The organism is Deltaproteobacteria bacterium, from assembly GCA_003696105.1.
GTDB lineage: Bacteria > Myxococcota_A > Polyangia > Haliangiales > J016 > J016.
Window position 1 is genome coordinate 1 of record RFGE01000220.1, and the last position, 10,325, is coordinate 10,325.

At 64.5% G+C, this 10,325-nt stretch carries 7 protein-coding genes; 3 read left to right on the plus strand and 4 right to left on the minus strand.

What is annotated here, in order from left to right:
* Positions 1-399: 399 nt before the first annotated feature.
* From D6689_14800 to xseA, 4 genes are all read right to left on the minus strand, one after another.
* Positions 400-762, minus strand: coding sequence for a toxin-antitoxin system, toxin component, PIN family protein (locus tag D6689_14800; GenBank protein RMH40118.1), 363 nt, complete (start codon positions 760-762; stop codon positions 400-402).
* Positions 759-1,010 (minus strand): DUF433 domain-containing protein, encoded by a 252-nt coding sequence (locus D6689_14805; GenBank protein ID RMH40119.1) that lies wholly within the window; start codon positions 1,008-1,010, stop codon positions 759-761. The genes D6689_14800 and D6689_14805 overlap by 4 nt, the downstream gene beginning before the upstream one ends.
* A gap of 255 nt (positions 1,011-1,265) precedes the next feature.
* Positions 1,266-1,484, minus strand: a complete 219-nt coding sequence (gene xseB / locus D6689_14810; protein RMH40120.1) for an exodeoxyribonuclease VII small subunit — start codon at positions 1,482-1,484, stop codon at positions 1,266-1,268.
* On the minus strand, positions 1,481-3,373 hold the full coding sequence (gene xseA, locus D6689_14815; GenBank protein RMH40121.1) for an exodeoxyribonuclease VII large subunit: 1,893 nt from the start codon (positions 3,371-3,373) through the stop codon (positions 1,481-1,483). Before xseA ends, xseB begins: the two co-directional genes overlap by 4 nt.
* 1,520 nt (positions 3,374-4,893) lie before the next feature.
* Between xseA and D6689_14820 the strand changes: the two genes are divergently transcribed.
* The 3 genes from D6689_14820 to D6689_14830 all read left to right on the plus strand — a co-directional run bounded on the left by D6689_14820 (position 4,894) and on the right by D6689_14830 (position 10,265).
* Positions 4,894-6,507: a hypothetical protein gene (locus D6689_14820; protein ID RMH40122.1), complete on the plus strand. Its 1,614-nt coding sequence runs from the start codon at positions 4,894-4,896 to the stop codon at positions 6,505-6,507.
* Between the two features lie 38 nt (positions 6,508-6,545).
* On the plus strand, positions 6,546-7,106 hold the full coding sequence (locus D6689_14825) for a hypothetical protein (GenBank protein RMH40123.1): 561 nt from the start codon (positions 6,546-6,548) through the stop codon (positions 7,104-7,106).
* 1,134 nt (positions 7,107-8,240) lie between these two features.
* Positions 8,241-10,265: a hypothetical protein gene (locus D6689_14830; protein RMH40124.1), complete on the plus strand. Its 2,025-nt coding sequence runs from the start codon at positions 8,241-8,243 to the stop codon at positions 10,263-10,265.
* The last annotated feature ends 60 nt before the right edge of the window (positions 10,266-10,325 follow it).

Sequence of the window (10,325 nt, forward strand, 5' to 3'; positions counted from 1 at the left end):
CGGGGTCCTGATCCTGAGAAAACCCGTCATGGACTGGGGGCATGACCGTGAGAAAACCCGCTCAGTCCGGGGGCCTGATCGGGCGAGATGACACCGGGCGAGACCGAGCGCGCGATCCGGTTGCTCGAGGGCGCCGATCGCAGATCCGATCGTGGAGACATATGGGAGAGGGACACCTCCGCGATCGAAATGTGGAGGTATCACAGGTAGTTGAGTAGTGGAGGCGCCGGGAGTCGAAGTCCCTGGATATGACGTCTAACCCGGCGAGACCGCACGCCTTTTCGTCCAGGGCTTCGACGTTTCGGGTCGCGTCTCCCAAATGTCTCCCCGCTCGTGTCCGCTGCACTCCCCCCGCGTCGACCGCGGTCGTGGAGACATCGGGGAGACGAAGTCGGGCCGTCAGTCGTCGTCGCCAGCAGGCAAGCGGACGCGGACGCGGCCCGGTTCCACCGTGATCACGGCGCCGGCGGTGAGATCGGCGGCGTAGGCCGTGAGGATCCGCGCGAGCGTCTCTCCCTGCTGACGCGCGCGAACGCCGACGAGGCGAACGATTCCACTGTGTGCTTGCCCGCCGGCCACGGCGAGCGCGCCAAAGTCTTTGTCGAGCGTCGCGAGCACACGCCGTTCGCGGTGCGCATGCGCGAGGATTGCCTCGTCGCCGGGATCCTCGTCCCACTCGCCCGCCCATACGACGTCGTGCCCGACCGCTTCGAGATCCCGCCGCGCACCGCCCCAGACGCAGGCGTCCAACAGGACGTTCACGAGCCCGGCTCGATTACGAAGGGCTCGATGCGCTCATGACCGACGACGCGGCGCGCGTACACGAGGCAGGCGCGGATGTCGTCGCGCTCCAGCCACGGGTAGCCCTGCAGGATCGTGTCGGGGTCATCGCCGGCCGCCAGCATACCGAGCACGTGCTCGACCGCCAGGCGTCGCCCGCGAATGATCGGTTTGCCCCCGAAAATTGCCGGGTTCACGGTAATCCGCTTGAGCAGCTCGCGCTCGTCCATTGGGCCGATACCCCTGCAAGCAGTATAGCAGGACGGGACCGTTCAGCGCCGATCCGTTGGCGAGGCGAAGGCGAGGGCCGGCGCCGCCCGCGTGGCGGCGAAGTGCGGAGGCATGGGGCGATGTTAGCGCCGTTTCAGATCGTATCGCCTGCCGCGCCGCGCGATTGGGAACTACGCGCGTTCGCCCGGGCAGCCGACCGTCGAGCGACGCTGCGCATCGGGCGGGCGCAGTGGTCGGCGCCGAGCCATTCGGTGTTACTCCGAGGTCAGGCCGCTGTCCTCCAACTGCTTGAACGCGTCGCGGACCTCGGCCTCGACGCTGCGAAGCTGCTGGTCGAGCTCCTTGATCAGTCGCGCGCCTTGTTTGACATCCGCCGCGAGCCTGTCGATCGGCGTGCTCGCCTCGTCGAGGCGCTTTAGAATCTGCTCGAGTTGCTCCAGCTTCTGCTCGTACGTCAAGGAATCGTCGCTCATTCTGTCCCCTCCGTTCGGTCGACGACGCTCACGATCGTACCGTCACGGACCTCGGTGCGCAGCACCGTGCCGGGCGTCAAGTCGCGGATCGACTGAATCAGCTCGCCTCGTTCGTCGAGGGTCATGGAGTATCCGCGCTCGAGCGCAAGCCGCGGATCGCTGGCCCGCAGCGTGCGTTCGAACGAGCGGTGCTGTGCGCGCGCTTGCTCGATTTGGCGGATGAAGCGCTCCATCTGAAACCGCTCGCGCATCGCCGCGATCCCGCGGCTTTCTGTGCGCAACCGGGCAGTCGCGGCCTGCGCGAGGCGACTGGTGAGCTCGCGGAGGGCCGCGGCGTGTCCGGCGACCTCGCGGCGTTGCAGTGGTCCTCGAAGGCGTCGCCTGTAACCATCGTGCAGCAGCCGGCGACTCGCAATCCAGCGCGCCGACGTCTTGAGCAAGCTCTTGTGGTGTGAGCGAAGTTGCTCGCGCGCTGCGCCAAGCCGGGCATGCGGGACCGACAATCTCGCGCGCTGGTTTGCAATGCGCGTGCGCTCGTGTCCGAGCAAGCGGCGGCTCTGCACTCGCATCATGCGGGTCGCGTTCTCGATTCGGTCGCGGTGGTGGTCGAACCGGCGCGCGACGCCGGCGGCCAGCAGCCGCGTGCGCGCGTGGTGCAATCGTTCGCGGTGTCGTTGCTCGATGCGGGTCGTGGTCTTGACCAAGCTCTTGCGGCGTTCTCGAAACTCCTGCCGCCTCATCCCCAAGACGCCGGCGGCGCGCACCGCGATTGCGCGCCGCAGGGCCTCGACGTGGAGACTTTCCCGGTCGACGCGCGCGGAGGATGTGATCGCGACTGCGCGAGCGATGGCGCCGAGCCGCTCTCGGTGTTGGCAAACCGACGTCGTCGGGCCGCGCGCGAGCCGCTTCGCCGCGTCCGCGAGGATCGTACGGTTGGGCTGCATGCGGTGCTCGAACTCGATGTGTAGCCGCTCGGTCGCGTTTTGTAGCGATCGAGCGACGGAGTCGAGTCTCTCGACGATCCGTTCTGCTACCGCGGTTGGAGTCTTGCAAGCTCGCGCCGCCACTTCGTCGAGTACGCTGCGGTCCGTCTCGTGGCCGATGCCGGTCCACACGGGCTTGGACATCGACGCGATGCGCCGGGCGATCGCCTCGTTGTCGAGGTATGCGAGATCCGTGCGGCTGCCGCCGCCGCGGACGATGACGACAAGACACACGTCGAGCGCATCGAGAGCGTCGAGCGCTCGCACAACGGTCGCTTCGGTGTCCGTCCCCTGCATGCGCGCGTCGGCGAGCAGGATGCGCACACCGTACGGGCTGCGCCGGGCGGTCTCGACGAAGTCCGTGCACCCGGCCGACCCGACGCTCGTGACTACGCCGACGCGGTTGGGGATGAGCGGGTCGGGACGTGACGCATTGGCGAAGAGCAGGTTCTCGCGGAGCAGGCGTTCGAGGATCTCGCGTCGCTTGCGTTCGAGCGCGCCGAGGGCGAACTCCGGATCGAGCGCCAGGCCTCGAAGCGACAGCCCATAGTTGGTGTGAAACGTGGGTCTGCATTGGAGCCCGATCTCCGCGCCGTCTTCCAACGCGAGTTCGAGCCCGTTCGCCTCGAATTCTCTGCGGATCTCGACGAGATCCGAGCGCCAGATCACGCAGCGCATTCGGGCGACCATCGTTCCGTCGCGGGTCTCTACGAGGTCGCAGTACAGGTTCCCGTTGTGCTCCTTCGGCGACGACACCTCCGCCCGCACCCAGAAAGGCGGCGATTTTAGCGCCGGCTCGAGCAATTGCTCGAGTCGGCCGACGACGCGGGACAGCGGATGATATGTGCGCGACGGCAACCCATGAGAGGATACCACCGGCCTGCGCGCGTGGTTCAACAGCAACATCAGGTTGCACGGGGACGCGTGTACCGTAAGGTTGGTTACAGTTGCCTGACGCACCGGCGACGCGCTCAGGTTTACAACCGCAACGGATTGCAACGCGGTTGCGGGATCGGGCGCGTGGATCGCGATCGAGATCGGGGTCCGGGTGGTACATTACCCCCGTTGAAGGGGGACAACGGGGAGTCCTGGTTGCGGCGTTTGCATGACAGCCGTGGTGCCGACGCCTCGTGCACAACGAATCTTGTTCTGCGAATCTAGACACATGACCTACGTCGATCTATGCGACGAACTCTACGCAGACTGGCTCGGCGGAACGCTGAACCTGTCTGCACGAGTCTGCGCGGCATTTCCCAACCGAGTTGGCAGCACGACAGACTATTGTCCCGAGCCCTATCTCGTGTTCGGGGACCAGTCCGATCCTCTCGTCATCCTCGCGACGAATCCGGGCAATGGTGAGCCGTTTCAGCGACGTGATGCGGTCGATGCGCCCGACTCTCCGCTGAAACGGCTTCGCTTTGCCGATGTGGCTCCACGGCTCGGTGATTTCTACGCGACAACTTCCCGCATTTCGATGACCGCCCGCAACCGAGTCCATTCGATGCGTGACGTCGCGCGCCGACTTGGTAAGACTGGCGTCCTTCAGGTTCAGTTGCTGCCTTTCCATAGCGACAGGCTCGACAAGAGTTGGCTCGAGGCATTGTTCAAGGAGCCGCTGCTCAGGGACTACCTGGATGCGCTGAAGGCACACCTCGATCGGTTTGACACCGTCTGCGCCATGGCGAACGTTTTTCTTCCGGCGGCAAAGGACAAGCCGCTGGTAAGAGCCTTTGGCTCGGCCTTGGGAGTTGACCCTGCGGGCTGGGAAACCGTTCCGTTCAAGCACAAGGATGACCGTCCCACCATCGGCGTGTTGGTAGCTCGTCGTTCAGGGCGGATTCGAACTGTCTGGTGTTCGAGCGCGTACAATCAGCCGCCGGGGACAGATCTGCGCGATCGCTTTGTCGCTGCACTTACGCTGGTTCGCTGACCGCTGTTTCCTGGGCGTCCGCGATGATTCGCTTGTCGTTGACGGGATTCGTTCAACTGGGATTGCGAGCGTTGATAACTGTGTGACAGAGCCGCCAGAGCCGCGTTTCAACTGAACCGGAACGGTCCTGCGGCCTCAGATTCACTTCGCGTACAGAATTCGCGATTCGTGAACGGTCGATAGTCTCGAATTCGCCTGTAAGTAGAGCTAGTTGAGAATTCGGGCGCAACCGTAGGCGGGCGCGCCCGATACCTGGACCATGACGCACCAGACCGGAAGCGCCCTGGTCCGGCTGCGAGGTCGGCTTCGACGTCGGGACGCAGTCCGACGCCATCGTCGGCAGCGCGCCGACCACGGGAGACCCGGCCGTAGCGCTCATCTTGATGACCGGCGACCCGGGCACACGCACAGTTTTGCCGCCACCCTCGTCGCCCTCGCTCTCGTCGCGCCGCCGCGCCGCCGGCGCTAGCCACATCCAACCCAACGGAGCATTCTCATGAACCTCGCAATCGATAAATTTCGGCCGACCGTCGCGAACGACGCCCACGACTACCACGCCGCATCGACTGCTCGCCACCATGCGTTGCAGTCTGGCGATCCGGACTCGTTCGAGACCGTTGCGGCCGACGCGATGTTTACGAAAGACGCCGGTGTGAAGCCCGACGTCGCGAAGGTCGCGGGCGCCGAGCACGTGAGCCCGAAGACCGCGCGCTTTGTGCAGACCGTGACACAACAGCCGCTCGGGCTGAAGGCGGCGCGTGACGAGTTCTCGAAGCTGTCGAAGTCCGAGCGCCAAGACGCCCTCGAGGTGTTGATGAAGCGCGACCCCAAGGCGGCCGCGAAATTCGGTGCCGGGCTCGCCGACCACGCCAATGACGGCAAGCTCGACGCGTGGGACGACGCCTACGCCGAGTACGTGTTCGCTGCCGAAGGCGCGATGGAGTCTCTGGCCGGGCGCGGCGTGCATCGCCTCGAGCCGTTCATCGACGAGGTGACGCTCACCGACGGCGATGGCGGCAGGGTGCTCAAGGAGCGTATCCTCTCGAAGGTCGAGAACATGGCCGACGATGTGTTCCTCTACACCTACGAGCGCGGCGACACCTCCGAGCAACGCATGAGTCGGCTGTCGAAGGTCACTGCAAAGCTCGACGAGTACAAGGCCGCCCTCGGTGGCGATCCGGAAGCCGGGATGCTCGCGATGGCGCGCCGCGATCCCGTGGCGTTCGGCAAAGCGATGTCACAGATCATCAACGTCGACGAACGGCTGTACGCGGAGGTTCTCGACAAGGCGCTGGCGCTGCCGCCGTCGCAGATCAACAACCTGGTCAAGACCCTGGCCGCCGACCGGGATCCGAAACTGGTCGGCGTAAAGGCCGACCTCGCCCACGGGCTGTTCGAAAAGGCACCCAACGCGCCGAGGGGCCCGCTGTCCCCGAGCCACCACCGCGCTGGTCTGACTGGCCCGACGCAGCAGCAGTACGCCGGCTGGGGAGTTGCGCTCCTGAGCGATCCGGCCGCTGCCAAGTACTCCGCCGACTACTTCCGCGACGAGTTCCAGCGCGACCTGAGTTGGCTGATCAAGACCGATCGCGCCCAGGCCGAACAGTGGATCATCGGGCTCGTCGAGGCGAACGCGAAGATCTACGCGCACCATCTCACGAGCGGCGACCTCGACAAGGCCAGAGACGCGGCTCGAAACATCGGCGTCCTCATCGGTCAGACCGAGAAGGCCGTGCGCAAGACGCTCAACGATCCGAAGGAAATAGTCGGCGTACTGACCAACATCATCGAGGGCACGGCCAAGGTCGTCGGTCTCGCGTTCCCGGCGCACAAAGCGCTCGTCACGGCCTTCGAGACTGGCATGAAGTTTGGCAAAGCTGCGGCCAAGGGTGACTGGAGCGAGGAGAAGATCCTCGAGGAGTTTGCCAAGCGAATGTTCGAGATTACCATAGCCGCGTACAAGGACGTCACGGACCCCACCGGGTCGAAGGTCGCCAGCCGAAACGAGAAGTACGGTGCGGAGACTCGCGACTTCCTCGATGACATGAAAGCGTCCTACAAGCACAGCGGCGGTCGTGCCGACATCGACATTGGAGTCTTTCGCAGATGATGCGAGCGCTGGTAGTTCCTCTTGTCGTCCTGCTGACCTTGGCGTGCGGCGAACGCCGCGGCGAAGAGGTCTCGCGGGCGCGCGTCGACGAGGCCATCGCATGGTTCAAGGACCCCGGCGCGCTGAAGTCTCAGGTGATGTTCGAGCAGCACGAGGTTCGCGAGAACCTGCGCTTGCTCGCCAGGCATTCGCCGGAGGACGCCGCGCGGATCATCGCCGTCGGGATCGAGGCTCTCGCTCGCGACGTCGACACGCTGGCAGCGGCCGGCAACTACGACGAGGCGACACGTTCCCTGGGCGTCTTGGGACAATGGGTGGGAAACAGCGAACGCGCGCTGTACGACGACGCGCAAGCTCCGCGAACGTCCGCCGCGGGAAACGTGCTGCGGCAGCTCGGGATCGCGCAAGACGAGTCACCGAGTCGCAGCGAGTACTCGAAGCGTTGTGCTCAGTACGCAATCGCTGCCCTGCGGCGAGACCGGGCCCACACGTCGGGTTTTCTCGAGTACGCACCCGAGGCGTATCGAGTCTATCTCCGTTGGTACGACCATGGTGGCGGCAAAGAGCCGGCTACGATCAACCTGATCGAACGCCACTAATAGTTGGGTGCGGCTCCTTTTCGACGGTGGAGCGAGGGCTTGTACTGCCGAGCTTATGCGAAGGGAAGCAACAATGGAGTAGATGACAGTCGATGTCATCGAGGACCTGCGCAAAGGTGGGTAGGCGCCTCCCTACTCCACCGGCTTCGGCTCGCTGGCGCCCGTCATGCAAGCGGAGCCAGCGTCGACAGCGACCCACTGGTCGCAAGGCTTCTGAAGCTGACCGAGCCACCCGAGACGCGCGGCGCTACTCCATGGGACCTTTGCCTCAAGTGGGCGCTGTACATCGCCCCTGACTCGAAGGAGCTCCGGGCTCGGGCGGCCGCGTGGTGCGACGCCCTCGACTCGAAGCGTGCCGCCCTGCTGGCGACCAGCCTCCCGCTGATGAGCCTGGTAGGCCGCGAGCAACAAGTCCAAGCGAACCTGGCGGTACTCGGCCGATACGCCGGCTTCGCGCACCACTGGAGCACTGACCGCGCCAAACCGCTACGGGAAGCCATCGCGAACGGCTCGCCCCTGAAGTACGAGGAACTGCGCGCGATGCCATGGAACTATGCCTAGCTCGGCACGGATTACTCGTAGTTTCCGTCGGACCAATCGAGACTCGGCTGCGGCGGTGCGCGCCCGCCGCCCGCCGTGAGCAGCGACACTCGGCGCTTCGGCTCTTCCGGTGGCGGCAAGCGTCGCGACGCCGAGCCTGGCCAAGCAGTGCTCGCACACCAGCTCACCGCTCCACGCAACGTGGAACAGCCGAACGCCGGAGCCGAGTGACTGCACCCCTTTCCCGCGTTTACGTCCGTCCACCAGCCAGACGCATCCGGCCGATAATCTGACTGCGGAGGTCCTCGCGTTTTTCGGTGTCAGATCCTTGCCCGGTGCGCGTCCGGCTGGCGGCGAACGACAACAACGACTCATCCCCCAAAGGGAGTCACTCCTTCGAAGGCGTAGTTCGCGTCGAACCCGGCGGCGGCGTGGGCTAGTCCTAGTGGACGAGGACGGAGGCATCGTTCCGATCCACAAGCTCGGCCAGTGCATTGAAGACGGTGGTCTATTCCACGCGCATTTCACGTTGATCAAGGTCGGCGACCTCGATGCTGGTCCCACCGCCACCGCCATGAGCCAGGCGAACCGGGAATGGAACTGGCCCACGTCCTGTTGGCCACAAACGCACAGACACCCTTTCGTCGAGCGACCACCAAACGTCGGGCCGGCTGCTTCATCGCGATTCTCGCCCGTGATAGCCTATTATTTGGTATGGGGGCGGACCGTCGGGAGCGCATCACGCACTATGTGGAGTCGCTCTACTCCCATCTTGAGGAGTGCCTGGCGCAGTATCGGAAGGAGCGATGGGACTCGTCGCAGCACTTTGCGCGCAAGAGCCTCGAGGCGATGGCCTTCGCGAGCCTGGAGCACCATGGTATCCCGATGCCCAAGCTGAAAGGCAACAGCAAAGAAGCAAAGCTCGACCTTTGTCTCCATGAGCTTCGCCGTGCTCTGCCGTTCGGCGTCGACCTGCAGGCCGCGTTTAACGTCGTCCAACGCACCGGGAACATCGGCAGCCACCAGCAGACACCGGAGCACTCGCCCCCCCAAAGAAGTGCTGAGATCTGCATCACGAACCTGTTCATGCTCGTGGAGTGGTTTCTCGGCGCATTTGATCTAACGGCGCTGGGGATTTCGGGCAGCCGCGCCGAGCAGGTCGTGCGCGAGTTTCGGTACCTAGTCGCGACACGCGCGCGCATCGATCTTGCAGAGGTTCTGTCCGATTCGGCAACCACAGCCGTCGACGCTTCCAGGTCACTTGCTGTGGACGATGAGTCCGAACGGAAAACGCCGCTGCCGCGTTCCTTCGCCGACTGGTACCCAGACGTGCGAAACGATCTGCGCACAATCATGCCGCGCGAGATCGCGGAGCTTGAGGACCGCGAAGGTTGGCTCCAGCCGGATGGCCGGGCAACGCCAGCGCTCCATGTCGTGGTTGTCGGGCAGGCCGCGGTCGGCAAGAGCACGCTCATCAACGCGCTGGTTTCGAGCGGGCTCCCGTTGCTACCCTCCGGCGGCGCCGGACCGCACACAGCCGCGGCAATTGTCGTTCGCCACGCACAACATCCGTACGTGGAGATCCGCTACGTCGGAGGAAATCGACTCGCAGAGCTTCAGCACGCGCTCACATCCGGGTTCGCCACGCCGGAGGACCTGTACGCGGCCCGCTTGTTGCTTGACGGGACGCCGTTCAGTCAGACGACGGCCGACGTTCTTGCAACGAAAATGGCTGACAGCACGAGCAGCAACAGCGCTGACTCGCTCAGACTCACCTACGATGTAATCGCCGCCATACGAGCGGGGAACACGACGCTCCGGCACGAAATCGCAGATGCGAAAGAACGATTCTATGAGGACCTGGAGAGCCACGCCGCGGGCTCGCTAGCTCCGCTTACCGAGGCCATCGAGGTTGGCTGGGATTCCGAAATCCTGACTCCCGGCTTGTGCATGATCGACCTGCCCGGTTTCGGCATCGCCAGCGACAAGCACGACCTTGTGAGCCGGAGGGAGCTCCAGCGCGCGCGCGCCGTCCTGTGGGTTGTCGATCGATCCGGTCTGACGGAAGGCACACTGAAAGAGCTGCGTGACATCCGATTCTTCCGGCGGCTCGCCAACGCTGCCGATGACGATCTGGTGCTATCGATCGCGGTCAGTCGCCTCGACGAGTCGGCCAAGGACGCGCGACGAAGGCGCTCTCGCGAAACTCGACCGGCGTTCGAAGACGCTCTTGCGGCCGTCTCCGCTGACGTCGAGCGCATGATCCGCTCTCAATTGCGCGACGCATTGGGCCACATCGATCAGGACGAGATGATGCGAGTGTGCGAGCGAGTCCAGGTCTTCCCGGTGGCTCCGATCGAGTTCCGCAAGCTCTCGTCGGACGACGATGATGTGGCCTTGGTCAAGTCGCCCGAGGCCACCGGAATCCCGCGCCTGAGGAATCACTTGCGATCACTTGCGGCGAGACGACGCGGGAGGGCCGCCACGCAGATCGACAATCTTTTGGACAAAGTCTCCAAACCCGACATGCGCGCTCTCGTTCACAGACTGAAAACAGAGCTCCGCGTCGTCACCCCAGACCCGGAATGTGTCAATAGGTTTGAGACAGTTTCTGTTTGAGTTCTATGTAGCGATCGGGTTTCCGAGTGGCGGTCCGGCGACGCCGGGGACGTGAATGAC

Excerpts from the sequence above, each read along its gene's own strand:
- D6689_14805 (RMH40119.1), bottom strand. The coding sequence starts at position 1,010 with ATGGACGAGCGCGAGCTGCTCAAGCGGATTACCGTGAACCCGGCAATT.
- xseB (RMH40120.1), bottom strand. The coding sequence starts at position 1,484 with ATGAGCGACGATTCCTTGACGTACGAGCAGAAGCTGGAGCAACTCGAG.
- xseA (RMH40121.1), bottom strand. The coding sequence starts at position 3,373 with ATGTTGCTGTTGAACCACGCGCGCAGGCCGGTGGTATCCTCTCATGGG.
- D6689_14820 (RMH40122.1), top strand. The coding sequence starts at position 4,894 with ATGAACCTCGCAATCGATAAATTTCGGCCGACCGTCGCGAACGACGCC.
- D6689_14830 (RMH40124.1), top strand. The coding sequence starts at position 8,241 with ATGGAACTGGCCCACGTCCTGTTGGCCACAAACGCACAGACACCCTTT.